General features: G+C 35.7%; 23 protein-coding genes. 10 read left to right on the top strand and 13 right to left on the bottom strand.

Features of this window, described 5'->3' with window-relative positions:
• Window positions 1-81: 81 nt before the first annotated feature.
• Both P3U61_RS09695 and P3U61_RS09690 read right to left on the bottom strand, forming a co-directional pair.
• Entirely contained in the window at window positions 82-1,584 is a 1,503-nt protein-coding gene (locus tag P3U61_RS09695) for a peptide MFS transporter (protein WP_014614533.1), read from the bottom strand.
• Between the two features lie 350 nt (window positions 1,585-1,934).
• Complete coding sequence (locus P3U61_RS09690) at window positions 1,935-3,440, bottom strand: peptide MFS transporter (RefSeq protein WP_014614532.1); 1,506 nt, start codon at window positions 3,438-3,440, stop codon at window positions 1,935-1,937.
• A 472-nt stretch (window positions 3,441-3,912) separates the two neighbouring features.
• Between P3U61_RS09690 and P3U61_RS09685 the strand changes: the two genes are divergently transcribed.
• Window positions 3,913-5,154, top strand: coding sequence for an MFS transporter (locus tag P3U61_RS09685; RefSeq protein ID WP_159461113.1), 1,242 nt, complete (start codon window positions 3,913-3,915; stop codon window positions 5,152-5,154).
• Complete coding sequence (locus P3U61_RS09680) at window positions 5,154-5,648, top strand: GNAT family N-acetyltransferase (protein ID WP_070407458.1); 495 nt, start codon at window positions 5,154-5,156, stop codon at window positions 5,646-5,648. Before P3U61_RS09685 ends, P3U61_RS09680 begins: the two co-directional genes overlap by 1 nt.
• 321 nt (window positions 5,649-5,969) lie before the next feature.
• Here P3U61_RS09680 and queF read toward each other — a convergent pair whose 3' ends face one another.
• Together queF and P3U61_RS09670 are read right to left on the bottom strand one after the other, a co-directional pair.
• On the bottom strand, window positions 5,970-6,470 hold the full coding sequence (gene queF / locus P3U61_RS09675; RefSeq protein WP_015728751.1) for a preQ(1) synthase: 501 nt from the start codon (window positions 6,468-6,470) through the stop codon (window positions 5,970-5,972).
• A 19-nt stretch (window positions 6,471-6,489) separates the two neighbouring features.
• Entirely contained in the window at window positions 6,490-7,371 is an 882-nt protein-coding gene (locus P3U61_RS09670; protein ID WP_014614525.1) for a DMT family transporter, read from the bottom strand.
• Between the two features lie 624 nt (window positions 7,372-7,995).
• Between P3U61_RS09670 and nrdI the strand changes: the two genes are divergently transcribed.
• From nrdI to nrdF, 3 genes are all read left to right on the top strand, one after another.
• Entirely contained in the window at window positions 7,996-8,394 is a 399-nt protein-coding gene (gene nrdI / locus P3U61_RS09665; RefSeq protein WP_014614524.1) for a class Ib ribonucleoside-diphosphate reductase assembly flavoprotein NrdI, read from the top strand.
• Window positions 8,357-10,462, top strand: a complete 2,106-nt coding sequence (gene nrdE, locus P3U61_RS09660; RefSeq protein WP_323695691.1) for a class 1b ribonucleoside-diphosphate reductase subunit alpha — start codon at window positions 8,357-8,359, stop codon at window positions 10,460-10,462. The genes nrdI and nrdE overlap by 38 nt, the downstream gene beginning before the upstream one ends.
• A gap of 227 nt (window positions 10,463-10,689) precedes the next feature.
• Window positions 10,690-11,652 carry a class 1b ribonucleoside-diphosphate reductase subunit beta gene (gene nrdF, locus P3U61_RS09655; protein WP_014614522.1) on the top strand — a complete coding sequence of 321 codons (963 nt, stop codon included), beginning with the start codon at window positions 10,690-10,692 and terminating at the stop codon, window positions 11,650-11,652.
• 380 nt (window positions 11,653-12,032) lie between these two features.
• Here the strand turns inward: nrdF and P3U61_RS09650 are convergent, their stop codons facing one another.
• The 3 genes from P3U61_RS09650 to P3U61_RS09640 form a co-directional block, all read right to left on the bottom strand.
• Window positions 12,033-12,347, bottom strand: a complete 315-nt coding sequence (locus P3U61_RS09650; protein WP_014614521.1) for a CHY zinc finger protein — start codon at window positions 12,345-12,347, stop codon at window positions 12,033-12,035.
• A gap of 24 nt (window positions 12,348-12,371) precedes the next feature.
• Window positions 12,372-13,301, bottom strand: coding sequence for a UDP-N-acetylmuramate dehydrogenase (murB, locus tag P3U61_RS09645; RefSeq protein ID WP_015728753.1), 930 nt, complete (start codon window positions 13,299-13,301; stop codon window positions 12,372-12,374).
• A gap of 144 nt (window positions 13,302-13,445) precedes the next feature.
• Window positions 13,446-13,964: a GrpB family protein gene (locus P3U61_RS09640; RefSeq protein ID WP_014614519.1), complete on the bottom strand. Its 519-nt coding sequence runs from the start codon at window positions 13,962-13,964 to the stop codon at window positions 13,446-13,448.
• Window positions 13,965-14,074: 110 nt separating this feature from the next.
• On the opposite strand from P3U61_RS09640, the gene P3U61_RS09635 reads away from it, so the two are divergent.
• From P3U61_RS09635 to P3U61_RS09625, 3 genes are all read left to right on the top strand, one after another.
• The gene (locus tag P3U61_RS09635) at window positions 14,075-14,968 is read left to right on the top strand and encodes an EMYY motif lipoprotein (RefSeq protein WP_014614518.1); all 894 of its coding nucleotides are present in this window, start codon (window positions 14,075-14,077) and stop codon (window positions 14,966-14,968) included.
• Between the two features lie 164 nt (window positions 14,969-15,132).
• The gene (ytxJ, locus tag P3U61_RS09630; RefSeq protein ID WP_014614517.1) at window positions 15,133-15,453 is read left to right on the top strand and encodes a bacillithiol system redox-active protein YtxJ; all 321 of its coding nucleotides are present in this window, start codon (window positions 15,133-15,135) and stop codon (window positions 15,451-15,453) included.
• A 354-nt stretch (window positions 15,454-15,807) separates the two neighbouring features.
• On the top strand, window positions 15,808-16,923 hold the full coding sequence (locus P3U61_RS09625; protein WP_014614516.1) for a glycerate kinase: 1,116 nt from the start codon (window positions 15,808-15,810) through the stop codon (window positions 16,921-16,923).
• Window positions 16,924-17,098: 175 nt separating this feature from the next.
• On the opposite strand, the gene P3U61_RS09620 is transcribed toward P3U61_RS09625, so the two are convergent.
• From P3U61_RS09620 to gdpS, 5 genes are all read right to left on the bottom strand, one after another.
• Window positions 17,099-18,298, bottom strand: coding sequence for an IS110 family RNA-guided transposase (locus P3U61_RS09620; protein ID WP_320327912.1), 1,200 nt, complete (start codon window positions 18,296-18,298; stop codon window positions 17,099-17,101).
• A gap of 340 nt (window positions 18,299-18,638) precedes the next feature.
• The gene (gene pepT, locus P3U61_RS09615; protein WP_015728755.1) at window positions 18,639-19,862 is read right to left on the bottom strand and encodes a peptidase T; all 1,224 of its coding nucleotides are present in this window, start codon (window positions 19,860-19,862) and stop codon (window positions 18,639-18,641) included.
• Between the two features lie 23 nt (window positions 19,863-19,885).
• Window positions 19,886-20,335 (bottom strand): threonine/serine exporter family protein, encoded by a 450-nt coding sequence (locus P3U61_RS09610; protein WP_232331230.1) that lies wholly within the window; start codon window positions 20,333-20,335, stop codon window positions 19,886-19,888.
• A gap of 69 nt (window positions 20,336-20,404) precedes the next feature.
• Window positions 20,405-21,166: a threonine/serine exporter family protein gene (locus tag P3U61_RS09605; protein ID WP_014614513.1), complete on the bottom strand. Its 762-nt coding sequence runs from the start codon at window positions 21,164-21,166 to the stop codon at window positions 20,405-20,407.
• Window positions 21,167-21,659: 493 nt separating this feature from the next.
• Complete coding sequence (gene gdpS, locus P3U61_RS09600) at window positions 21,660-22,730, bottom strand: GGDEF domain-containing protein GdpS (RefSeq protein ID WP_014614512.1); 1,071 nt, start codon at window positions 22,728-22,730, stop codon at window positions 21,660-21,662.
• Window positions 22,731-23,159: 429 nt separating this feature from the next.
• Between gdpS and P3U61_RS09595 the strand changes: the two genes are divergently transcribed.
• A complete protein-coding gene (locus tag P3U61_RS09595; protein WP_037543770.1) occupies window positions 23,160-24,218 on the top strand; it encodes a glycosyltransferase family 4 protein in 1,059 nt (352 codons plus the stop codon).
• A gap of 155 nt (window positions 24,219-24,373) precedes the next feature.
• On the opposite strand, the gene P3U61_RS09590 is transcribed toward P3U61_RS09595, so the two are convergent.
• On the bottom strand, window positions 24,374-25,009 hold the full coding sequence (locus P3U61_RS09590) for a YigZ family protein (protein WP_014614510.1): 636 nt from the start codon (window positions 25,007-25,009) through the stop codon (window positions 24,374-24,376).
• Window positions 25,010-25,306: 297 nt separating this feature from the next.
• On the opposite strand from P3U61_RS09590, the gene fakB1 reads away from it, so the two are divergent.
• Entirely contained in the window at window positions 25,307-26,191 is an 885-nt protein-coding gene (gene fakB1 / locus P3U61_RS09585) for a fatty acid kinase binding subunit FakB1 (RefSeq protein ID WP_041614914.1), read from the top strand.
• The last annotated feature ends 119 nt before the right edge of the window (window positions 26,192-26,310 follow it).

Raw genomic sequence — 26,310 nt, 5'->3', positions numbered from 1 at the left:
ATGTTAATCATGATAACTTCAAAGTAAAAAAGGGTGAGTATACGAGGGGTGTCCCAAACGTATACTCACCTTATTGTGATGTTAACGAATACCTTTCATAGCTCTTAAAATAAATGGTGAACCGATGACGGCTAAAAGCGCGACAACGATAGCGATGCCCCCAATAAGACCGAAATAGTTTTGATTCCCAATAATAGGTTGAAGTTTCACAAGTTGTGCATTAATCGCTTGTGCTGTTGCATTCGTTAATAACCATAAACTCATCATTTGAGAGTTGAAGTTTTCAGGTGCAAGTTTAACAGCTGAACTATTTCCTGTTGGTGAAATACAAAGCTCACCAATCACACAAATGATATATGACAAGATAATCCATACAAACCAAATGTTGGCGTCATTGTAAGCATAAATCACACCCATCATCAGGATGAACGAGCTACCTGCTAGAAATAAACCGATTGCAAACTTAATTGGTAAACTTGGCTCAAAACGTCCTAATCTTCTCCATAGCCAAGAAATCACTGGTGCGAAAACGACAATGAAAAATGGGTTAATCGATTGGAACCATGTCACAGGGAAAACACTTTCCCAGCCGAATAAGTTGAAAGCAAGATCTGCCTTTTCATCCGCGTATACGGCAAGGACGTTAGCCCCTTGTTCTTGAATCGACCAGAAAATAACACCGACAATAAATAAAGGAATAAACGCAATAACACGTGAACGTTCAACATCTGTTGTATCTTTACTTACAATCATAATCGTAAAATAAACAAATGGTAATGCAAATCCTAAAACTAATACGATTAAACTCACTAAATTAAAAGAAAGTGTTCCAGTCATAGATGCGATCGCAACAACTAAGACAATCACAGCGGTAATCAGACCGAAAATCATCCCATACTTTTTCTTTTCTGCAGGGCTTAACGGATTTGGTGGTGCGACGCCAATACGTCCTAGATTACGCTTATGAAATAAAAGGTAAAAAAGGAGTGACAGCCCCATACCAATCGCAGCAATTAAGAAGCCACCGTGGAAGTTACCGACATTTCTAAAGTGGTCTAACACAAGTGGTGAAACAAACGCCCCCATATTTACGGCCATATAGAAAATAACGAATCCTGAATCTACACGGCTATCGTCTTTAGGATAGAGACGCCCCACAATATTTGAAATGTTAGGTTTCATCAGACCTGACCCTACAATAATAAAGAACATTGATGACAGTAGTCCTGTTAAACCAAACGGTAAGCTTAAACAAATGTGACCGATAATAATTAACACAGCACCATAAAACATGGAGCGTCTTGTCCCCAGTATTCGGTCAGCTACCCAGCCCCCTAAAATAGATGTCATGAAGATTAACGAGCCATACACAGCTATCAACGATTGAGCGAATGTTTTCTCGAGCCCTAAGCCACCTTGACTGACATTGTAGTAAATGTAGTAAATCAATAGGGCACGCATACCGTAATAACTAAATCTCTCCCAGAATTCTACGGTATATAATACACCTAGACCACGAGGATGGCCGAAGAATCCTTTTTGAGGAATCTCTTGTACAGCTTTTTCGTGTGATAATTCTGACATTTCAATCAATCCTTCCTATCTGAACAAAACATATAATAGAAAGTTTACGCCTGATGAAAATAAATAGCAATTAGTTTTTTAAAAATAATAAAATTTTAAAAATTCAGATAAAAAATAAAGTGATAAATGGTTGAATTATGCACTATTTGTATAGTGGTTATTTGCTGCCGATAGATGGAAGTAACGTTTAAATAAAGAGGGGGAGGATGTATGTTTAAATCGACCCTACATGTTTGACGATGGAAGTAACGAATGAGGAGATAAAGTGTCACTAGAAAGTTTTTGAAAATAATATGAGAGGTCCGGTACATTCATGCCAAACCTCTCATATGTATGAAAAAGTATTTAATTTATTTTACGCCTTGCATTAAATTTTTAATCAATGGTGTAATTAAAATTAAAATTATACCGATAGCCACCGCGAAGAGTCCTGAATAAAGGAAGTACTCGTTTGTACTCATATGGACATAAATCTTCACCATTTGTGCGTTTAAACCTTGCGCCATAGCATTCGATAAAAACCATATACTCATCATTTGACCTGCAAACGCATCAGGTGCAAGTTTTGTTGTTGTTGATAAGCCAATAGGAGATAAACAAAGTTCACCAAACGTTACGAGTAAGAAGCTCGCGACTAACCAGAACGGATTGATCAAACTGTTACTGTCTGGAATAATCATAATTAAATATGAAAGACCAGCTAAAATAACACCGAGCGCAAATTTAATGACAGTCGGTGGATTATAACGACCGAGTTTCATCCATAAAATTGAGAATAAAGGTGCCAAAATAATAATGAAAAATGGATTTAAAGATTGAAACCATGCTGGTGGGATATGAAAATCAATCAATCCTCCTGTAACTTTAGATAATTCAAGTTGTGTTTTTGTGTCAGAAAACTGTGCTAAAACTGTTGACCCTTGCTCTTGAATCATCCAGAAGGCAACAGACGCAATAAACAACGGAATGTATGCAAAAACACGTTTACGTTCATGTTTTGCAGTCTTGTTACTTAGAATAATTTTTGTAAACAAGAAAACAGGCAAGAATACACCTAATATCGTGATGATATTAGAAAATAGTTCAATAGTTAAGTAGCCTGTTGTATACAATGCAATCCCAATAATCACTAGTATGATCGTCAGACTTCCGATGATTTTAATTAATTTTGAGCGTTCTGTTGGAGTCAATGGGTCTGGCACTTCAACACCTGCAAGACCGAGTGATTTTTTATTTGTGAATATATATGCCAATAAACCGAAAAACATCCCTACAGCTGCAATCGCAAAGCCGACATGGAAACCGACATTGACTTGTACCCATCCGATAATGAGTGGTGAGAGTAATGCTCCTAAATTAATACTCATATAAAAGATCGTAAATGCCGAATCCATGCGTGCGTCGTTCTTATCGTATAACAATCCAACCGTTGAGGAGATGTTTGGTTTCAACAAACCTGTCCCCATAATTAAAAAGAGTAATGCGATAAGTAATAAGACAAGGCTGTTTGGGAGTGACATTAAAATGTGGCCAATCATGATCAGCACAGCACCATAAAACAATGCGTGACGTGTGCCTGTGATACGGTCTGCAATCCAACCTCCGATCACCCCACTCATATAAACTAAAGCGCCATAAATTGAAACGATTTGAAGTGCGACACCTTGGTCTAAACCAAACCCGCCTTTAGCCACTGAATAATAGATATAGAAAGCTAGTATTCCTTTCATCCCGTAATAGCTAAAACGCTCCCAAAATTCTGTGAACACTAGCGTACTGAGTCCTTTAGGATGCCCGAAGAATCCCGTACGTGGCGTACTATTTAGGATTTCTTCCTTTGTATAATGTGAACTCATTGATAATACCCCCTATGTAAGTCAAGTTAAACTTATTCTATAACTCATCGGTATCATACACAAGATTTTTATACAAAGAACATTTTATAATATATTTTTATGGTATGTGAATATATATAGTTTGCTTCTTGATGTATCGTTTATCTGTTTTTTGTACGTATATCCCGATAAAGTCACTAAACTTTATGAGTTATTATAGCACCTTTTTCTCGCTTAGCAATAAAATATTTAAAATTTTAAATATGATTTACGAAAAACTGCACGTTTTTATTGTTAGTGTTTATTTTCCTCTTAGTTAAGGTGTATCAAGTAAAGTGGAGTATTATAAACAGTCAATATTGCTTTGTTAGAGATAAGAAAAGATTAGCCTGATTACGATGAATACTCCTAATAGTAAATCTTTTCAGAAAATATTTACTTTTCGAAAAATAGTGTTAATATGCTATTAAAATAATGTTTGGAGATGAACATTGTGTTTCAAAACAGAGATTTTGTAATTTTGTTTATGGGCAGGCTAATTTCGAATTTTGGTGATAGTCTTTACAGTATTGGGACAATGTTGCTTGTCTATAGTTTGAGTCATTCACCAATATATACAGGTTTTGCATTGTTTTTGACCTCATCAACAGCACTGATTCAAGTTTTTTTAAGTCCTTTATTAGATAGAATCAATCCTAAAAAATATTTAATATACTCACAAATGTTACAGGGTCTCTTATTATTAGGCATTCCATTGTTACATATTATCGATCATTTAACGTTGAGTCTATTATTATTGGTTATGTTTATAGCAAGTCTACTCAATCAAATGATATACCCAATACAATTGAGCTTATTACCTAAAATTTTAAATGAAAATCAATTAATTGATGGTAATGCCTATTTTAGTATTGCATATCAAGGTAGTGATGCGTTATTCAATGCGTTAGCAGGAATAGTGATTACTGCATTTGGATTGTTTTCTATTTATGTTATTGATAGTGTTACTTTTTTGATTAATGGTGTGATGTTTATATTTTTGAGCCGACAAATTTATTTAATAAATCGGCATAAGACTGTAGAAAAGAGTGGGTATTTGAAAATGCATTTTCAAACGCTTTGTTCTGGGTTAGCTTTATGGAAAGGAAAATTATTTTTCCCCTTACTAATAGGTGTCATTGTTATTAATTTTTCAGTAACTGGTATTTTTGCAAATTTACCGTTTTATGCATTAGGAGAACTGCATTATAGCCTTTTAATGTCTAGTTCTGGAATTGGTATTTTAGCGGGATCTCTAATTGTAAAAGGAAAGTGGATGAGGAGTGTTCCTTTAGGTGTGTTTTATATCCTAGGCATTGCACTTATCGGTGTTTCTTGGATTTTATTTTCGTTACTTAAGCATGAAAGCACTTTTATAATGATTGTCTCATTTGTTTTATTTTTAACGGGTTGGGTTGTTGTGGGTATGTTTAATATTATTTCTCAGACCATTATTCAATTATCTGTTAGTGAAGAACAACTAGGAATGGCGATGGGAACAATGATTGGGGTCTCCACATCAATAGCTCCTCTCGGTGCGTTATTAGGTGGGAGTTTAGGTGTTTTATTTGGGAGTCACACGGTAATGATATTGTTTGCAAGCTTATTAGTGTTTGTGTCGGTATTTTGGATGTCCCAATCTTCAATTAGAGAATTGACTGATTTCGAACATATAGAGTGGGGGAGACAAGACTAATGGAAAACTTAAAAATAGTTTTAGCAGATGAAGCGGATGTTGATTTTTTATTAGATATATATAACGACGATTTTGTAAATTTAGTAGCTTTACAAGGAGGAGAATCAAGTATTTTAAAAAATGATATCAAGAATACTTTGAAAATATTTAAAGAAAAGGGAGACGAAATTTTTATTATTAAACAAGGCGAGGAGAATGTTGGAATGGGAATGCTATATGACATTGATTATTATAATAAAAATTCTCGTATTGGTCTTGCGCTTCATAAAAACTACAGAGATATGGGGATAGGCGGAAAGGCACTTGAAATGATTTATAAACATGCTGCCAAAGAAATGAATATGATTAAAGTATATGGAGAAGTGTATGAAATGAATTCAAGATGTAAAAAAATGTTGGATAAGTGTGGATTTGTTTGTGAAGGAGAACTAAAAAAGCATAAAAAATTAAAAGATACTTTTATTAATGTAAGTATATACAGCAAATTTTTATGATTTTATTTGATACGAGGTAATTAATATGAAAAAAGTTGAGCATCTAGAACAATCTAGAGAAGTGATCATCATTATTAAACAATGATGAACGAGATTTGTTTCTTTGGATTTTGGAGCTTTTAAATAAACTGTGTAGTAAAGATTTGGTATTATGTATCTTTACTACACAGTTTATTTCTGTTTTTACTCATCTTATGTGTTAACTTTATACATCTCTATCGTTTTATTATACAAGGGGGAAATGCTAAATCCTAGATGTGCAAATCAAAAATTAGGCTTTCGCTCCTTGAGAGATTTTGTTTACTCTAATTGTATTAATTTTTATCGATTATCGATTTTTTCTGGATACATGTCATGATTCATGAGGCGATGTTCTGCCATTTTTTCGTATTTCGAATTTGGACGACCGTAGTTAGTGTATGGATCGATTGAAATGCCGCCACGTGGTGTGAACTTGCCCCATACTTCAATGTAGTGCGGATCCATTAACTCAATTAAGTCATTCATAATAATATTCATACAGTCTTCATGGAAATCACCATGGTTACGGAAACTGAATAAATAAAGTTTTAATGATTTAGATTCGACCATTTTAACATTTGGAATATATGAAATGTAAATGGTTGCAAAATCAGGTTGTCCTGTAATTGGGCATAAAGATGTGAACTCAGGACAGTTAAATTTAACAAAGTAATCGCGATTTTGGTGTTTATTATCAAATGTTTCTAAAACATCTGGTCGATAATCAAAGTTGTAAGTGTTGTTTTGGTTGCCGAGAAGTGTAATATCTTGTAATTCGTCTTTTGAACGTCCTTCTGTCATGAGGAAGGCCTCCTTTATATTATTTTGATGGTTGTTGACGATGCTTAGAACTTGTCGAGCGTCGTGCTTTTTCGAACATATAATAGCTTGCACTTAAAATAATGATATAACCGATAATGGCATAAAAGTCAGGTGATTCATTAAATAAGATAAAGCCGATAATTGCTGTAAATATAATAGACGCATAAGTAAATATCGAAATATCTTTGGCTGGTGCGTAACTATATGCGACTGTAATACCGATTTGGCCTACTGCAGCGGACAAACCTGCTAAAATCAAGTAAACGATTTGGATTAAGCTCATCGGTTCAAATGTAAATGCGACGAATGGTATCAGCACAATAACCGAAAAGAATGAGAAATAAAATACAATCGTGTATGGGGCTTCTCGTGTACTTAAAGCACGTACAGCGGTATATGCTGAAGCCGCGAAAACACCGGATAACAGTCCCACAATTGCCGGAATCACATCAGATGAAAATTCAGGTTTGACAACGAAAAGCATACCGATAATTGCGATAACCATTGAAGTAATTTGATATTTTTGAATAAATTCCTTTAAAAAGATGAGGCTTAACAATATCGTCCAAAAAGGATTCAACTTCATCAAAATATCGGCATCGCTTAATACCATGTGATCAATCGCATAGATGTTTAACAGGACGCCCATTAAACCTAAAACAGAACGTGTCACTAATAAAGGTTGACTACTGAGCTTACCGAAGAAGGGCTGTTTATATTTAAGAATAAAGAATAACGGAATAAACATGGCTACGAAATTTCGAGCGAGTGATTTTTGAAATACGGGTAAATCGCCGGATAGACGAAAAAAAACTGCCATAAAACTAAAACCAATAGCAGAAATTAAAATAGCGAGGATTCCTTTCACTTTAGTATTCATGATATCGCCTCTTATTGATAAAAATTTGACTTATACATAGTAGCACAAAATGAAACAACTTGCATTATATCTTGCAATTTTACTAAAAGGAGCTACAATAAAAGGGAACATACGTTCTGTTTAAGAGGTCTGTATAAACGTTTCGGTTAAGAAAGTCAAGTGAGAGATGCACTTCAATCAGAAAATAATTTTTTCAACTCTTCTAGTAGTTGATTTCATCGCTTTTGATGACAATGGGTGACAAAAGTTCCAATTTATCTCTTTAAATTGAGAATAGAGTTCTGTATAATGAGACACATAATATAGTATGGTCGAATGAAAATAAACACAATATATTGTGTTTGATGAGCGGATAACATCACGAGAATGGACAAAATCAATGGAGGTTTACACGATTTTGAACATTCTATTTCTTTGATAATCTACATATAGTAGTTGAAAAATATAAGTCATTATTGTACGGCGATAATGGTATATCATCAACTTTTTAACTTATTTTAAGAATAGAGATAAAGCAAATGTATGTTCGCATTTTATTCAATAACATTTATATTGTGGATGAGAGAAAAGTTACAATGAACGATACGTGAATCATTTATCTCGGAAGAAAGGTGGTTATTCAGGATGAAAGTAGTATTTTATTCTTTTACAGGTAATGTCAGACGATTCATCAAACGTACAGAACTTGATAACACACTAGAGATTAATGAGACGAATACTTTAGAAAAAGTGACTGAGCCATTCATTATCGTCACAGGGACCATTGGTTTTGGTGAGGTACCTCAACCAGTCCAGCAATTTTTAGAATGCAACCATGAAAATTTAAAGGGTGTCGCAGCAAGTGGTAACCGAAACTGGGGGACTAACTTTGCGAAGGCAGGTACACGGATTGCAGAAATGTATAACGTCCCTTTACTAATGAAATTTGAACTACATGGTAATGCACACGATACAATCGAATTTAAAGAGAAGGTGGTCAATTTTTATGAAAACTATGGAACAAAAACAATACAAGCACATTGAACTTAATAATCAAGTGACAAAAAGAAATGAAAATGGCTTTTTTCAACTTGAAAAAGATCAAGAAGCACTTGCAAGTTATTTAGAAGAGATTCAAGATAAAACTGTTCATTTTGATAGCGAACTTGAACGCCTTCACTTTTTAGTTGACAATCATTTTTATTACAATGTATTTGAAGAATACAGCGAAGCGCAACTTGTTGAATTAATTGCATTTGCAACAGAGATTCCATTTCGTTTTGCTAGTTATATGTCAGCAAGCAAATTTTTTAAAGACTATGCATTAAAAACGAATGATAAGTCACAATATCTGGAAGACTATCATCAACATGTAATGATAGTGTCATTTTATCTTGCAAAAGGTAATGTTGAACTTGCTAAAAAATTGATTCAAGCAATGGTAGAGCAACGTTACCAACCAGCAACCCCTACTTTCTTGAACGCAGGTCGTGCGCGTAGAGGTGAATTAGTTTCATGTTTCTTATTAGAAGTAGATGACAGTTTAAACTCTATTAATTTTATTGATTCAACTGCTAAACAATTGAGCAAAATTGGTGGCGGGGTAGCTATTAACCTTTCCAAATTGCGTGCAAGAGGTGAAGCGATTAAAGGCATAAAAGGTGTTGCGAAAGGGGTTTTACCTATTGCTAAAGCACTTGAAGGTGGTTTTAGCTATGCTGATCAATTAGGTCAACGTCCAGGTGCTGGGGCAGTGTATCTAAATATTTTCCACTACGATGTAGAAGAATTTTTAGATACGAAGAAAATTAACGCAGATGAGGATTTGCGTCTTTCAACGATTTCAACAGGTCTGATTGTACCGTCTAAGTTTTTCGAATTGGCGAAAGAAGGTAAAGATTTCTTTATGTTTGCCCCTCATACAGTAGAACAAGAATATGGCGTGACTTTAGACGATATTAATATTGACGAGTATTATGATCGTCTTGTCGAAAATCCAAATATCATGAAGAAAAGTAAAGATGCACGTGAAATGTTAAATATGATTGCACAAACGCAATTGCAATCTGGCTACCCTTATTTAATGTTTAAAGATAATGCTAACCGTGTGCATGCAAATTCTAATATTGGCCAAATTAAAATGAGTAACTTATGTACAGAAATTTTCCAACTTCAAGAAACATCTGTGATTCATGGTTATGGCGTAGATGATGAAATCAAACGTGATATTTCTTGTAATCTAGGTTCATTAAATATTGTGAATGTCATGGAATCTAATCAGTTTAGAGATTCTGTTCATACAGGAATGGATGCATTAACAGTCGTAAGTGACGAAGCTAATATTCAAAATGCACCAGGCGTCAAAAAGGCGAACAGTGAACTGCACTCAGTTGGGCTTGGTGTGATGAATTTGCATGGTTATTTAGCTAAAAATCATATCAGTTACGAATCAGAAGAAGCGAAAGATTTTGCAGATGTATTTTTCATGATGATGAATTATTATTCAATTGAACGTTCGATGCAAATTGCTAAAGAACGTGGTGAAACATTCAAAGATTTTGATAAATCGGATTATGCGAGTGGACGCTATTTTGAACGCTATACGTCTGAGGACTTTTTACCAAAGTCTGAAAAGGTAAAAGCTCTGTTTGCAAATCACACTATTCCTACACGTGACGATTGGAAAGTATTGCAAGCTGAAGTTGAAAAATATGGCTTATATCATGCATACCGTTTAGCGATTGCACCAACACAAAGTATTTCGTATGTGCAAAATGCGACAAGTTCGGTCATGCCAATTGTCGACCAAATTGAGCGACGTACATATGGGAATTCAGAAACGTTTTACCCTATGCCGTTTTTATCACCGCAAACAATGTGGTATTACAAATCAGCTTTCAATATTGATCAAATGAAGCTGATCGATTTGATTGCAACGATCCAAACGCATATTGACCAAGGGATTTCAACAATTTTATATGTTAACTCAGAAATTTCAACGCGTGAATTGTCACGTTTATACGTTTATGCGCATCATAAAGGTTTGAAATCTTTATACTATACACGTAATAAATTATTGAGTGTCGAAGAATGTACGAGCTGTGCGATTTAATTTTTTAGATTTAAAGGCGGACCTATGATATCACGTAGGTCTAGCGATTGAAGTGATACTTGTGAGGATAGCGGTGAACAAATGGTTTTATAGTGCTGTTTACTCAACTTGGGCGAAAGTGTGCGACACAAACTTTTGCCCGACTCACAATGTTAAAATTTATGGAATGGGGCATTGGTTTGTCCCATTTGTCATACAATATATAAAAGATAGGAGCAAAGAAGTCAATGATAGCTGTAAATTGGAATACACAAGAAGATATGACAAATATGTTTTGGCGTCAAAACATCGCTCAAATGTGGGTGGAAACAGAATTTAAAGTTTCTAAAGATATTGCAAGTTGGAAATCATTAACTGAAGCAGAACAAGATACATTTAAAAAAGCGCTTGCAGGTTTAACTGGATTAGATACACACCAAGCAGACGATGGTATGCCTTTAATCATGTTACATACACAAGACTTGCGTAAAAAAGCAGTCTATTCATTCATGGGGATGATGGAACAAATCCATGCCAAAAGTTATTCGCACATTTTTACTACGTTACTTCCATCTAAAGAAACAGATGAATTATTAGATGTCTGGGTATTAGAAGAACCACATTTAAAGTATAAGTCTGAAAAGATTGTCGGCACTTATCATAAATTATGGGGAAAAGAAGCATCTATTTATGATCAATATATGGCACGTGTGGCGAGTGTTTTTTTAGAGACATTCCTCTTTTTCTCAGGTTTCTACTATCCTTTGTATTTGGCAGGACAAGGCCGTATGACAACATCAGGTGAAATCATCCGTAAAATCTTACTGGACGAGTCGATTCATGGTGTATTCACTGGTTTAGATGCACAAAGTTTGAGAAATGAATTGTCGGAAAGTGAGAAACAAAAAGCGGATAAAGAAATGTACCAATTATTAGAGGATTTATACGCGAATGAGGCATCATATACAAGAAGTTTATACGATCCGATTGGTTTAACTGATGATGTGATGAACTATGTTCGTTATAATGGTAACAAAGCGCTCTCCAATCTAGGTTTTGAACCGTATTTTGAAGAACGCGAGTTTAGTCCAATCATCGAGAATGCGTTAGACACTTCTACTAAAAATCACGACTTCTTCTCAGTTAAAGGTGATGGCTATGTACTTGCATTAAATGTTGAATCTTTACAAGATGAAGATTTTATTTTTTAACGATTAAAGTGTCAATGAAAGGCTCTATGTCAAATAGGACTGATGAGCATAATACAGAGGTTAAGCAAAATAGCGTTGCTTAACCTCTTTTTTAGATGGGCTATAAAAACAGGATTTCCGTGCGTTATCTTTACTCATAGGGTGTCAAAAAGGTAAGGCTTCTAGGAGAGAAATGAAAAGTAAAAAAAGCCTGTTCATTTTGACGAAGATCGCTTTGTTGCAATAGCTACCTGTCTTCTCAATGTAAGTTTTGAGAAAGCGAGGCAGCCGTGGGAGTGAGGACTTAAAGTTCTAGCACTACGAATATAGCATCAAAAGACGATTCAGAAGATAATATTTAAGATGTTTAAAGGTTGTTATATTACATTATAATGAAAAAATTAAATTTCGAAATAATGGTGATAATGAAACTTACACCGGTTGTTAAAATGCGCTTCACATTCAGGACAAGATTCGGTCATCATATACGTTTCAATCGGCATCTCATAACCACAAACACCACATAAAATAGCGCGCTCATCAAATTCATCCGAATGCCAACGTTTCGGACGATGTTTTTCAGATTCATTATGACATTTAAAGCAAGGATAATATTTATGACAACATTTAAACTTAATTGCGATGACATCAAATGGCGTATTGTAGTGAGTACAACGTGTTTCTTGGTCGACAGTCGCACCATAAACTTTCGGCATAGCATTCGCTCCTTAAACTTTTCTTTATTTCTCTAAATCTTCTCCAATAATCCGAACTTCTCTTTCTAACTCAATCCCAAATTTTTCTTTCACAACGTTTTGGACATGATGAATTAAGTTTTCGTAGTCTGTCGCTGTTCCGTGATCGACATTTACCATAAATCCAGCATGTTTACGAGAGACTTCGACGCCACCGATACGATGCCCTTGCAAGTCGGCATTTTGAATGAGTTGACCTGCAAAATGACCAGGCGGACGACGGAAAACACTACCGCATGATGGATATTCAAGTGGTTGCTTGGATTCGCGTCGTTCAGTGAGATCATCCATTTTCTCTTGAATGTCTTCTTGCTTCCCAGGTGTGAGTGTAAATGCAGCTTCCAACACGACATAATGCTGTTGTTGGATAATACTATTACGATAATCCAATTCAAGCTCATTATGTGTTAATTTAAGCAACTCGCCACGTTCATCGATGACAAGTGCGTAATCGATCACATCTTTTACTTCGCCCCCATAAGCACCTGCATTCATATAAACAGCGCCACCGATAGAACCAGGAATCCCACAGGCAAATTCAAGACCTGTTAATGAAACGTCGCGTGCTTTTCGAGACACATCGATTATAGCCGCACCACTGCCTGCAATAATTGTCGCATCAGAAGTAACGATGTGATTTAAAGATAGTAAGCTCAATACGATTCCTCGAATACCGCCGTCTCTAATAATAATATTTGAACCATTTCCTAAATAGGTTACAGGTATGTCATGTTCATACGCATATTTCACGACTTTTTGTACGTCTTCATAACGTTCAGGTGAAATATAAAAATCCGCATTCCCTCCAGTTTCAGTGTAAGTATAGCGTTTTAATGGTTCATCTACCTTAATAATACTTGCAGGAATCAGTTTTTCTAAATCCTGTAAGATGCTAGAATGATTCACAAATAACATCCTTTCTCTTCATTATAATCCATAGTGTTTTTGCCAATTATAAATCAATTTTTCATATTTGATGGTTTTTACAAAGTGTGTTTGGTATTTTTAGACTTAACTATATTTTAACTGTTTTAATAGAACACGTCATGTATGAACTTTTTATGTTGTGTATTGTTGAAGTTGTTTAAACCATTGCTTTTTTAAGTTTTCATAATCTCGGATTGGCATGAATGGTTGTTCGAGAGAGGCTTTTTGGGCTTTAAAAAATTGAATGGCTGCTGGATGATGCGTTAATAATTCATGAAATTGTTGGTATTGTTGGAAAGTAGGCGTGTGCATTTGAATAATATGTAAGCGGACTTCTTGCTTTAATTCATTCAGGTTATTAAATTTTGCCATCACGACTTTCTTTTCGTAAGCATGGTGTAAACGATAAAATCCAGCATAGTTTAGTCGCTTTTCATCTAATGACGTAATGTCGTGCAAATTTTCAACACCGACTAAAATATCTAAAATAGGTTCAGTCGGATAATTAAAATGAAAAGTACCGCCGATATGTTGTGTGAACTTCACCGGTGAGTCTAAGAGATCAAACAAAATGTGTTGGTATTTTTCGTATTGTGTCGCATAAAATGGCTGTTGATTTTCAGTCATAAAAGGTTGGACATGACGATACATATGGAGGCCTCCTTGAGTGTCCTTTTGCGTAATTCTGCATTACTATATCATATATTATTTTCAAGTTAAATACGTTTATGTATAATACGAATTGAATAAGAGGTGCAGCGATGAAAAAATGGATAAAAATAATCATTTTAAGTTTTCTGATGATTGGCAGTCTTACCGCATGTATGGCATCATCTCAAAAGCAGATGCACGCATTCGATCAACAAATGAAGACTGTTGCAGAAAAAGAACGCATTGTGAATCGAACATTAGAAGAAATGAATTTAAACCAACTGTATGATTTGAGTCAAACAAATACGACAGATGCGAACAAAAAAGCATTTGAACAATTTAAAAAGCAAATAGACGATAAATTAAAGCCAGCGATGAAAGTGTATCATCAAGAGGCGAAAGCACTTCCTGAACCAAATAAAGATTTGAAAGCGTTGAAGTCTACATATTTAGAGGGCATAAAGGGTAAAGAAGAGATAATTGAAAAATTAGATCAGTTTATCGTACTCTGCCAAAATTCAATTCGCGCGAATGAAAACATACTGGAGTTCACACAACAATTTGAAAAGCATCGCAGTCGTGTAGAGGCACAAATAAGTAGTGCGAAACAAACGTCACAAGGCATAGAAGATAGCACAAAATTAGAAGAGCGACTCGATGAAAATAATCACCATATCAAAGAGAAAGCAGAGACCTCTATTCGTGAAAAGGATGGAAAAGCACAAATGCAGGCGATTCAAGAGGAAGTGATTCCGTTAGTTCAAACACAAATTAAAGATTTAAATGAAATGCAACTCCGAGATGAGATGACGAACCACGCCCGACAAAATGCAGTGCAAATGTATTATAGTCTTGAGCGCTATTATCAAGAACGTCTCAAAACGATTGACTATAATCAAAAATTAGCTCAGGCGAATATTCGTAAACTCATTACAAAGGCAAAAGATTTGGACAGCTATAACGCACCATACGAAAATCAGCGTGATCAGTTGAATTCAAACTAATGGACGCGCGCTGTTTTAGATGGATTGTTTCGGTAGATGGGGAGCGGATTCAAAATTAAAGGTTAACAAGCCTATATTATGTGTGTATAATGGTAAACATTGAGAAAAGTACTTAATTAATTTAGATAAAAGACAAACAGAAAATCTACTTAGAGGTGAAGAGAATGGCGATTAAGCTAACTTCGATTGACCAATTCGAACAAGTGATTGAAGAGAATCCATATATCTTTATTTTAAAACATAGCAATACTTGTCCGATTTCGGAAAACGCGTTCGATCAATTTAATAAATTTTTATATGAGCGTGATATGGATGGTTACTATGTAGTAGTTCAAGAAGCACGTGAACTATCGGATTATATTGCTGAAAAGACAGGTGTCCAACATGAATCACCTCAAGCGCTTTATTTCGTAAACGGTGAGGTCAAGTGGCACGACAGTCATAAAAATGTGAATGTCTCTGAACTTGCGAAAGCTGAGGAATAGGCTGAGATTGTTTGGTAATGGTTGAATCGATGTGATGATATGTCATGATTGGTAGACCTGAAAAGCGTAACCAAGCAATATTTGAAAATATATGAAAGCAACACATGTGATAAACTAGGATGTGTTGCTTTTTATTTTGATCAATGATATAAGCGTGATGAGTGCATCGTATCATGGGAATTAAAGCGCTACGTTTAAATGAGTTGTTTAGTTCATTTGTACACTTTTGAAGGTCAAGGCTATAATATAGAATAATGAGATTAGAAGTTATTAACGGATATTAAATCAATAAAGTATATATTCAATTAGACGAGATGTTGAACATCAATATTTCAGAGATAAGAGGGGGACTATATGAAAATATTAATAGCTATGGATGAATTTAACCATATTATTTCGAGTTATGACGCAAATCGCTATGTAGAAGAAGGTGTGGCGAGTCAAATTGAGGATGCAGATATTGTACAAGTCCCACTATTTAATGGGAGAAGAGAGTTATTAAATGCCGTCTTTTTGTGGAAATCTGGGACACAATATCAAATTCCCGTACACGATGCGGCGATGCAAGCTGTAGACGCCACGTACGGTCAGACAGATGATGGCATTACCGTTATAGAAGCGGGGCAATTTTTAAAAGGGACGTTACCACTTGTAGAACAGTCAAGCTATGGTGTAGGTGAAGTGATGCGTCATGCCTTGGATAAAAATGCGCAACATATGATTATTTCAGTAGGTGCTATCGATACATTTGATGGTGGCGCAGGGATGTTACAAGCTTTAGGTGCACAGTTTTATGACGATGAAGGGCGTACCGTCGACATGACAAAAGGTGGCGGCCAAATTAAACACGTGCGTCGTATTGATCTAGAAGATTTACATGAAGGTTTGAAACAGTGTCGAATTCAGATTGTGACAGATTTTGAGAGTAAGCTATACGGCAAACAGAGTGCAGTCATGAAGACTTATCCAAATCTTCAAATCGACCGAGAAGAGGCAGTGGTGATTGATAATTTGCTTTGGTATTGGAGTGAATTGTTTAAACATCAGCATCATATCGTGTTAGGTACGGTTGAAAGAGGTGGTGCAGGTGGCGGTATCGCAGCAACGTTACACGCATTATTTAAAGCTGAAATTCAAACGAGTCATGAATTAGTTGATCAAATTACAGGATTGAATGCATTAGTGAAACAAGCGGACTTAGTTGTATTTGGTGAAGGCATAGATGAACAAGACGAAATGATTGAAACGTCTTCACTAAGAATTGCTGAACTATGCCAACAATATGATAAGCCGGCTATTGCACTATGTGGTACAGCGGACAAATTCGAACGATTCGAAGCATTAGGCGTGACAGGGATGTTCAACACGTTTATTGATATGCCGAAAACATTAACTGACTTCAAAATGGGGATACAGTTAAGAAATTATGCCGTACAAGCCATTCGATTGTTACGGACATCGTTTAATTAACGAGAGGACATGAATTAAAAAGGACAGAGACTGGGAATGTTTGAAAAAGTTCCCAGTCTCTATTTCCTACGATTTGTCAAGGGTTCAATAATTAAAATTGACATTACTGAACTAGACCGTCCAATTTTTACTTTTTTGAATAAGGTGTTATGATGTATATGATTATATGGTTGCGTTAGTGTGGTGCTTTCTGATAATCATATAATTTATTATTGACTATCAAGTAGTGAATGGTCTTTAATAAGCGATTGATACTCGCTATTACGGCAGTCTTGTGGGTTTTCCCATGAGGCTGCTCTCTTAATTTATAATAATAATCCACAATATGGCTTTGATAATGATTTCTTCCCCTAATAATGTTCATAATGATTAAGTACAATAAACGTCTTGCTTTTTTATTTCCTCTTTTGTTGATCGTATCCCTACTTTTTGAAGTTCCTGATTGATACCGTTTAATATCAATACCTACAAATGCATTCAATTGTTTATTTGTTTTAAATTCTCTAATATTACCAAGTTCCCCAATAAGCAATGCACCTGTGAGTTCTCCGATGCCAGGAATTGAAATAATGTTTTCAAACTCAGTTGTATTTTTAGCTAAGTCAATCATTTCCTGATCAAATTCTTTCATTTCTTCTATCCCAATAAGCAGTTTGTCGCATAAGTATTGGACTTTTTGTAGGAGGAAAGAAGACTTGTCCACATTCGGAAAACTATTATTCTTGATCTCAATTAATTTTTGGACATACTTGTGAGCTTTATTAACTGAAATGCCTTTATCAGTTGAATGAAGTACTTTTTCCACCAATTCATCATGAGTCAAAGTACTTACAAAATCAGGATGAGGAAATGCTTTAGCTATATTTAATGCGATTTTTGAATATCTGTTAGTAAATAGCTTTTCTAACCCTGGAAATGTTTGATGTAGTGTTTCGACTAACTCAACTTTGAGACGATTTTGGTTTATCTCCATTTCTAAGTGAAAGCGCGCACGTTCTCTCAGTTCAAAGTATATCTCTTCAGACTGACGTTGTACCTTTGAATCTTTCATTCTAAAGGCAAGAAGTGCAAGTTTATGTGCGTCTGACTTATCTGTTTTCCATGATCTTAATGAGCTCGTTTTGAACTTGGCTTCTAGGGGATTCATTTCTAAGTAATCTATTTTGTGAATTTCACAAAAGCGTTTCATGCCTCTTGAATAAATACCTGTTGATTCAAAGAGGATAAATAGAGAATCAAGATGCTTGATGTAATTTTTAAGATAACGATAGCCATTTTGATTATTTTGAATGACCATTTCTTTAACCAAAACTTCATCCTTATAATGTGCGACCACACTTTCTGACTTACTTATATCAATACCTAAACAGTTGATAAAAATCATACCTTTCTTTATTGAATTGAGAAATCTTTAACTTTACTTAGCCTTTTTCATTTCATTTTCCTATACACGGTTTCTAGAACCCAACATACTTCAATCGAATTTCAAAAGGAGAGTAAAGCTGATCAGTTTTTTTACGGATTCAAAGATCCACGGGACTGCGCGATCTACTTCTCTCTACAACTATAAAAAATAGCTGTGAAGAAATCTATCGTCATAAATTTCTTCACAGCTAATCTTAGTATGTTTTTGTGGGATTATATCCATTCATCGTTTAACAGACATTGATGATATCACCATCAAACACTTCTATTTCTTGCTCTTTTTACAAGGTTTACTTTTCTGCTACTTTTTGGACGATGCCTAAGATGACTTGTACGGCTTGTGCCATGACATCGATAGAAGCATATTCATAAGGGCCGTGGAAGTTATCACAGCCAGTAAATAAGTTCGGTGTCGGTAAGCCCATAAATGAAAGTTGTGAACCATCTGTGCCGCCACGAATCGGCTCAGTATTCGGTGTGATATTCAGGTCAGCATAAACCGCTTTTGGAATGTCGATAATATGTTGCAATGGCTTAATTTTTTCTGCCATGTTGCGATATTGATCATTGATTACGAGATGTACAGGATCATAATAATAACGTGCATTGATGTCTTTTTGAATTTCAATAAGTTGTTGTTTTCGGTTTTCAAAAGAAGTGCTGTCATGGTCACGAATGATGTATTGTGCAGTCGCTTTTTCAACGTTACCATTCAATTCCATGAGGTGGAAGAAGCCTTCGTAACCTTCCGTATGCTCTGGAACTTCATTGACAGGTAATGCTTGATGAAACGCATTGGCTAAATTCAGTGCATTAACCATTTTATCTTTAGCAGAACCTGGATGCACATTCACACCATCAAACGTAATTTTTGCTTCTGCGGCGTTAAAACTTTCAAATTGTAATTCACCTAATTGGCTACCATCCATTGTATACGCGAAATCTGCATCAAAACGTTCAACGTCGAATTTGTGAGGACCGCGACCGATTTCTTCATCAGGGGTAAAGCCAACACGAATACGGCCATGTTTAATTTCTGGATGTGCAATCAAATATTGGAGTGCTTCCATAATTTCGACAACACCTGCTTTATCATCGGCACCAAGTAAGGAAGTACCGTCTGTTGTCATTAATGTATGCCCTTTGACTTTGAGGATATCTGGAAAGACTTCGGGGTTAATTTCACGGCCAGAAGTACCTAAAGTGATGACGCCGCCGTCATAGTTGTCTATCATTTGTGGATTTACATTTGCGGCGTTGAAATCAGGTGATGTATCTACGTGCGCTAAAAAACCGATTGTAGGTGCCTCTGTTTCAATATTCGCTTCTAATGTGGCGAATAGGTAACCATGACGATCTAAATCGGTATCAAGCCCCATCGCTTTCAATTCGCTTTCTAAAAGATGAAGCAAATCCCATTGACGCTCAGTTGAAGGGGTTGTCTCGCTATTCGGATCAGATTGTGTATTAATTTTAACGTAACGTGAGAGTCTTTCGATAATTTGTTCTTTCATACTTAACACTCCTTTTTGTCTACTTAGATACGGTTATTCATATGGTATCCTTTACGATAATGCTTTCCTTTAAGTTTACCATAGGCATGTTTAAGTCGTGTATAGATGTAGTAGAAGATTTCGGCACAAAGAATTCCGAATGCGATGGCACCTGATGTTAAAGTGACCTCTAAAAATTGATTTACTGCAGGTGTATAAGCATTTGTTACGAGTAAACGGGTTGCTTCATATGCTGCACCCCCAGGCACTAATGGAATGATACCTGGTACAATGAAAATAATGACAGGTCGCTTGTAACGACGGCTCATCGTATGACTCATCATCGCAAGGATAAAACTTCCTAAAAAAGCAGCCATGACAATCCCATAGTTCATATCAACTGTAAATTTATAAATGGACCAACCCATGGCACCTACAAAGCCTGATGCGAGTAAAAGGCGTTTCGGCGCATTGAAAATGATTGAAAATAGCATCGTCGAAACAAAGCTGATTAAAAACTGCGCAATATAATAAAAAATATAAGTCAATGTCCTCACACCTTTCTAGAAAATAAGTAATACAATCGCAACGCCGGCCCCAATCGCAAATGCAGTGAGGGCAGCTTCTACACCCCGTGACATACCTGCTAAAAGTTCACCCGCCATTAAATCACGAATGGCATTGGTAATTAAAATTCCTGGTACAAGTGGCATGACGCCGGCAATGGTAATAATATCTTGATTGGTAGCCCAACCGTTTTTAGTGAAAAAGGCGGCCACTGTAATTACAACTGTAGCACTAATGAATTCTGAGAAAAATTTAATCTGAATAAAGCGCTGGACTAAGTCGAATGTTAAAAATGCAGCGCCACCAGCAATAACGGCATAAATAAAATCATGTCCAACGCCGCCGAACATAAATAAAAAGAAACCACATGCGATAGATGCAGCTAAAAACTTAATGATAAATGAATACTGTAATGAAGCGTGCTCTAGATGAATCAGTTCCGCTTTTGCTTCGTCTAACGTTAATGTATTACGCGAAATCTTCCTTGAAATATTGTTAGCGAGTGCAATCTTTTCTAGGTCCGTCGTCCGTTCACGCACCCGAACAAGACGAGTATTCGTTCGATCGTTCAGTGAAAAAATAATCGCTGTTGATGTGACAAAGGCGTATGTATCTTCTAGACCAAAACTCGCTGCAATACGGCCCATTGTATCTTCTACACGATAGGTTTCTGCGCCACTTTCTAATAAAACTTTACCAGCAAGTAGGACGACATCAATGACTTTGTTTTCATCAATAATCGTGAGTGCTTCTGCCATGGCTGTGTCTCCTTTCATCTCAATCAATAGTCAGTCTACATGGGAATAATACCACTTGCAATAGTTAATACTTAGTTTTAATGAAAGTTTTGAAAATGTGATTTGGCAAATGGCTGAAAATAAAGTGGGAAGGAGGAAATGCTATTTTATTTTAGGACAAAGAGGTCAGAAAGCTATTCCTATGTTAAGTCAATGTTGCTGAACGATTTCTCCCTTTCCCAAGAGACTTTCCTCAACTAAATCCGGCTTGATTGAAGTATGCGTTAGATGGAAGGCGAATTGGATTTTCGGCTGTGCCTTTATCTTTCGAGGGTCTAATGGTTTTTGCAAACTTTAAAAAATGGTGCTTCAATACATGGGTGTCACACGTTATTCATACATTAATGAGTGGGTGGTAGGAACGCTTTCCTAGACCTTAAAACCAAGCAAATATTGAATCAAAGCATATAAAAAAGCCACCTCTCTGTTGTGTAAGTAAGGTGGCTTTAATGCGTTATTTTGGGTTAATAATAGGGCTGAACATCACTTGGTTACGCCCCTCGTTTTTCGCGACATGTAACATATCATCAGCATCTTTAAATAATTTGCGTTGTGATTTATGACTTTCACTCGTCATGTAACCGACGCCAATAGAAACGGAGAGTTTAATGACAATTTTGTCTGGCAAATGGAAGTTTGATTTTTCCACAGCTTTACGAATACTTTCAGCAAGTTTGACACATTCATCTAAAGAGCAATCACGCAAGACAATCGAAAATTCTTCGCCGCCGTTTCGGAAAATGCGTGTTTTTTTAGGCACGTAGTTTTGTAAAAGGTGAGACATTTGTTTTAATACGGCATCACCTGCATGATGTGTATAAGCATCGTTCACATCTTTAAAGCCATCAATATCAATTAATAGTAACGCTAAACTTTGTCGTTCATTTTCTGCAACACGTGCCATCTCGTTTAAATGACGGTCAAATTCTTTTACATTGCCTAAACCGGTTAAGTAATCAACAGTATCTTCATTCTCGTAACGTTCGATGAGTGAGAAGAATCTGAGCAAGTCGACGTAAAATACGGCTGTTACTAATGTTGCAACCATTGAAATAGGGATTAAATAGAGCACTTCTACGGTATCAAATGATGGCATAATCATTGCAATAATCGTTAAAATAATAATGCTTAAAATATTTAAAATTTGGATCGAAACGACATGATTTTGCTTGAGAAATGGTCCAATTGTACTTACAATAGCTGCAATGACTAACAACGAAACAGCATAAGTTAATGTCGTCGATAATACAAAGTAACCGACCAACGCAATAATGACTGCTGCGAAGACTGTGTAAAAAGAATTTGTATATCGGCCTAAAAAGAGTAAAGGGACAAAAGAAAGTTGAATCATATAGTTTTCGATTGGAATAGGTTGAAATGCAAGTAACAACCCAACGATAGTCATCAATACGGTAATATAACTTTTTGAAAATCTAAAGTCATGAGATTCAGCGTATTGAAGACGATGAAATAAATATATTCCAGCGATTGTTACTGAAATATTATAAATAATAGCTTCAATCATAATTAAGCGACTCCTTTTCTTTACCATTAGTTATTGTATGTGAAATGTTACAATTTGTCATTATTTTTTATAACGTGTAAAGATTTATGTGATTGAAAATGTTTTTATAGGAACTTGAGTCCTAAGATGTGATAAAATAAACGTGTATTTTAACCTTATCAGCGCTTTTATTTAATGAATTATACATACATCATTCAATTTAATTGATAGGTTTAATGTGCTTTTAATTTAATGTAAAATAAATATATTGGCAACACTGACATAATAAAAAATAATTAATGTATAATTGTGTTTTGTGTGTTGTCTTGTATTTAACTAATGTGCTGAAGTCGTTTGATTGCGAATGAATGAGACAGCAAATGTTTCGAATGATTTTTGCCGTTGTTGAACGACGAATGAAGAAAAATTCCGTGTAATGTAGGTGAACTGATGTATACTTTAACACTCATTGGCGTCTCGATGATAGTCAGTTTAATAATTACACCAATAGTAATAGCCGTTTCTAAAAAGCTAGATATTGTAGATAAACCCAACTTCCGTAAAATACATACTAAACCCATTTCGATGCTTGGGGGTACGGCAATATTATTATCTTTCTTAATAGGGATTTGGCTTGGACATCCGATTGAACGAGAAATCAAGCCGCTATTACTTGGTGCAATTGTTATGTATTTTGTTGGATTAATAGATGATTTATATGACTTAAAACCTATACTTAAATTAATAGGCCAAATTGCAGCGGCATTAGTCGTTGTGTCGTACGGCGTGACTATCGATTTTATTTCCATTCCAATTGGGCCAACGATTTACTTTGGATGGTTAAGTATTCCAATTACCATTTTTTGGATTGTAGCCATTACGAATGCGATTAACTTGATTGATGGCTTAGATGGACTTGCAGCAGGCGTCTCTGTCATTGCGCTTGTGACGATTGCATTTATTGCGATTTTACAAGGCAATATTTTTATTATTATGATTTGTAGTGTTCTGATTGGTTCGCTTTTTGGATTTCTTGCTTTTAACTTTCATCCAGCCAAAATCTTTTTGGGAGATAGTGGCGCGTTATGTATCGGCTTTATTATCGGTTTCGTGTCACTACTTGGTTTTAAAAATATTACGTTTATTTCCTTGTTTTTCCCGATCGTTATTTTAGCAGTGCCATTTATTGATACACTTTTTGCGATGATTCGCCGCGTTAAAAAAGGTCAACATATTATGCAAGCCGATAAATCTCACTTACATCACAAGTTATTAGAACTCGGTTATACGCATCGACAGACGGTGATTTTAATCTATTCTATCGCGTTTATGTTCAGTGTCGTGAGTATTATTTTATACCTCTCACAACCGTGGGGCGTCTTTTTAATGATCATCCTCATTGTCATTACGATTGAATTGATTGTTGAATTCACTGGTTTAATAGACGATGATTATCGTCCATTACTTGACCTCATAGCGAGACAAAAGCGATTAAGAAGTAAAAAATAAACATTGAAACATATATTACTTATCCCTCATCGTCATGATGGGGGATAAGTTTTTACAAGGTTGAAACTAGCGCTCCATACTTTTGTCATACAGCATACTGCCTTGAATGCCACATGGAAAGTACGCGAGAGAGGATATTGTACAAGGTTATAAGATTAATCAATATCAAACGGTAAGCGCATCACTGGGTCAGCTTCTAAAGTATATTTACCTTGTGTATGTTGATTGGCGAATTGAATGAATGTCTCATATTCTTCTTCAAGGACATCAATATGGTACGTCACTTGGTCTGTATATGCGGTATCACGAAGCATAAAAGTGGTTGATTGGAGTTCGTATTCAAATTTTCCAGTTAAATCATAAGCCATTGAAATACGGATAGGAATCGCCGGACGTAATGCGACACGACCGACATCTTGAATCACATCGCGTACAGCACCACCATATGCACGTATGAGGCCACCTGTGCCAAGTTTAATACCACCGAAGTAGCGTGTCACCACTACAGCGACATCATGGACATCTAACTTTTTTAACATTTCTAACATTGGCACACCCGCCGTGCCAGTCGGTTCGCCATCGTCATGTGCTTTTTGAATGAGCATCGTATCACCAATCGTGTAAGCCGAACAGTTATGCGTTGCTTCTCGATGTTCTTTTTTCTTCGCTTCAATAAATGCTTTTGCCTCATCTTCATCATGGACCGGTTTAATATGAGCAATGAAACGAGATTTACTAATGATGTTTTCTATAATGTGTTCATCTTTAATTGTAATTACTGAATCTGTCATACAGGTCACCCTTTATTGTAATAATTGCTTAACTCATTATACTATATTTAGATTTAACTTAAAGATGCGAAAGTATGCTACATGACTTTACAAAATATAGTATGATAGTAACATATGTGGATATAAAGAATGTCACGATGATAAAGAAAATTTGAAAAAATAGCATTCCATGATGAAATTTGTTATATAATAAACTGTCGAGATACATTCATACCAAAATGAGCACTGTCTATAATGAATGTTTTTGCACATATGCGTGATGAAAATCAAGTGTTTGCTTTAGAGGAGGAAGAAAACATGAAAATAGCTGTCATGACTGATTCAACAAGCTATATCCCTCAACATATATTAGAAAAGAATAATATTCGTACTGTACCGTTAAGTATTACGTTAGAAAACGGTGAAAACTATAAAGAAAATATTTCAATCTTTGCAAACGAATTTCATGAAATATTAAGAACATCAAAATCTATCCCAACAACGAGTCAACCTGCCATTGGTGAAATGATCAGTGCGTACGAAGCCTATAGAGATGAAGGTTACACGGATGTTATTGTTATACATCTTTCAAGTGGTATCAGTGGGGCATATCAAACGGCGATGCAAGCTTCAACAATGGTCGAGGGGATTCGCGTGCATCCAGTCGATTCCAAAATTGCATGTTTACCTGAAGGATCACTTGTATTGCGTGCTCTAGACTTGATTGAACAAGGATTAGATGTCGAAGCAATATTGGCAGACTTAGACGATATGGTACAACATGTAGGGGCGTTTTTAGTTGTAGATGACTTGAAGAACTTGCATAAAAGTGGCCGTATTACAGGTGCTCAAGCGTGGATTGGAAATTTATTAAAAATGAAACCTGTATTGACATTTGAAGATGGTTTGATTGTCCCTTACGAAAAAGTGCGTACGAAAAAAAGAGCGCTAAAGTTAATTGAAGATAAAGCGGTTGAATTATCGAACCAGTATGAACAGTCGACGATTATGGTCATTGGTGGCGATGATAGAACAGAGTCTCAAGGCGTTTACAACGGTCTTAAAGAAAAGTATCCGAATAAAAATATCGTCTTTTCAGAGCTTGGACCTGTCATTACATCACATTTAGGATTAGGTGGATTTGGTATCGGTGTCGTCAATCGTTATATCGATGTTCCTGATTCGGTCAATGTTGAACGTTAACAATAAAATGAGTTTAAAGCAGCTCCCAAGATAGGGGGCTGTTTTTATTTTGGAGAGGTATCGTATTAAAAGTGGACCGGATCAGAAAAATTTTTCCGATAAAAAAAGTAAAATGAGGC

The sequence above is a fragment of the Staphylococcus pseudintermedius genome, from assembly GCF_034042775.1.
In the GTDB taxonomy this organism is placed as follows: domain Bacteria; phylum Bacillota; class Bacilli; order Staphylococcales; family Staphylococcaceae; genus Staphylococcus; species Staphylococcus pseudintermedius.
Note: the sequence above shows the minus strand (reverse complement) of the source record. Positions and strands in the feature narration are given on the sequence as shown.

What these genes read in the sequence shown, in the direction of transcription:
- P3U61_RS09640 (WP_014614519.1), bottom strand. Translation starts at nt 13,964, where the DNA reads ATGTATCGTCATGTCCAACCTTTTATGACTGAAAATCAACAGCCATTT.
- P3U61_RS09690 (WP_014614532.1), bottom strand. Translation starts at nt 3,440, where the DNA reads ATGAGTTCACATTATACAAAGGAAGAAATCCTAAATAGTACGCCACGT.
- nrdF (WP_014614522.1), top strand. Translation starts at nt 10,690, where the DNA reads ATGATAGCTGTAAATTGGAATACACAAGAAGATATGACAAATATGTTT.
- P3U61_RS09670 (WP_014614525.1), bottom strand. Translation starts at nt 7,371, where the DNA reads ATGAATACTAAAGTGAAAGGAATCCTCGCTATTTTAATTTCTGCTATT.
- P3U61_RS09590 (WP_014614510.1), bottom strand. Translation starts at nt 25,009, where the DNA reads ATGACAGATTCAGTAATTACAATTAAAGATGAACACATTATAGAAAAC.
- P3U61_RS09650 (WP_014614521.1), bottom strand. Translation starts at nt 12,347, where the DNA reads ATGCCGAAAGTTTATGGTGCGACTGTCGACCAAGAAACACGTTGTACT.
- queF (WP_015728751.1), bottom strand. Translation starts at nt 6,470, where the DNA reads ATGACAGAAGGACGTTCAAAAGACGAATTACAAGATATTACACTTCTC.
- P3U61_RS09680 (WP_070407458.1), top strand. Translation starts at nt 5,154, where the DNA reads ATGGAAAACTTAAAAATAGTTTTAGCAGATGAAGCGGATGTTGATTTT.
- pepT (WP_015728755.1), bottom strand. Translation starts at nt 19,862, where the DNA reads ATGAAAGAACAAATTATCGAAAGACTCTCACGTTACGTTAAAATTAAT.
- P3U61_RS09625 (WP_014614516.1), top strand. Translation starts at nt 15,808, where the DNA reads ATGAAAATATTAATAGCTATGGATGAATTTAACCATATTATTTCGAGT.
- P3U61_RS09610 (WP_232331230.1), bottom strand. Translation starts at nt 20,335, where the DNA reads ATGCTATTTTCAATCATTTTCAATGCGCCGAAACGCCTTTTACTCGCA.
- nrdE (WP_323695691.1), top strand. Translation starts at nt 8,357, where the DNA reads ATGAAAACTATGGAACAAAAACAATACAAGCACATTGAACTTAATAAT.
- ytxJ (WP_014614517.1), top strand. Translation starts at nt 15,133, where the DNA reads ATGGCGATTAAGCTAACTTCGATTGACCAATTCGAACAAGTGATTGAA.
- P3U61_RS09635 (WP_014614518.1), top strand. Translation starts at nt 14,075, where the DNA reads ATGAAAAAATGGATAAAAATAATCATTTTAAGTTTTCTGATGATTGGC.
- P3U61_RS09605 (WP_014614513.1), bottom strand. Translation starts at nt 21,166, where the DNA reads ATGGCAGAAGCACTCACGATTATTGATGAAAACAAAGTCATTGATGTC.
- P3U61_RS09595 (WP_037543770.1), top strand. Translation starts at nt 23,160, where the DNA reads ATGTATACTTTAACACTCATTGGCGTCTCGATGATAGTCAGTTTAATA.
- gdpS (WP_014614512.1), bottom strand. Translation starts at nt 22,730, where the DNA reads ATGATTGAAGCTATTATTTATAATATTTCAGTAACAATCGCTGGAATA.
- P3U61_RS09695 (WP_014614533.1), bottom strand. Translation starts at nt 1,584, where the DNA reads ATGTCAGAATTATCACACGAAAAAGCTGTACAAGAGATTCCTCAAAAA.
- murB (WP_015728753.1), bottom strand. Translation starts at nt 13,301, where the DNA reads ATGTTATTTGTGAATCATTCTAGCATCTTACAGGATTTAGAAAAACTG.
- nrdI (WP_014614524.1), top strand. Translation starts at nt 7,996, where the DNA reads ATGAAAGTAGTATTTTATTCTTTTACAGGTAATGTCAGACGATTCATC.
- fakB1 (WP_041614914.1), top strand. Translation starts at nt 25,307, where the DNA reads ATGAAAATAGCTGTCATGACTGATTCAACAAGCTATATCCCTCAACAT.